The 249-nt window shown below is 48.6% G+C and carries 1 rRNA gene; it reads right to left on the bottom strand.

From position 1 onward, the window contains the following. Window positions 1-125: 125 nt before the first annotated feature. A 23S ribosomal RNA gene (locus ACZYR9_RS27995) occupies window positions 126-249 on the bottom strand; the annotation flags it as partial.

Genomic DNA, 249 nt, shown 5'->3' with positions numbered 1-249 from the left:
CGTGGTTCCCTTCCGCCATCATCACCAAACTAAGAGTTTTGCTTTAGCAAAACTGCGTCGTAAGCTTCAAGGCTTGCACCCTGAAAACTGGATCGAAACCAAAGCTGCTGCTGATCATATATTTTTTGGATAAGCCCTCGACCGATTAGTATTCGTCAGCTCCACACGTTGCCGCGCTTCCACCCCGAACCTATCTACCTCGTCGTCTACAAGGGGTCTTACTAATTGGGAAATCTCATCTTGAGGGGG

Source organism: Paenibacillus sp. F024, assembly GCF_057814255.1.
The sequence above is the reverse complement of the archived record's forward strand: the minus strand, read 5'-3'. Positions and strand labels throughout refer to the sequence as shown.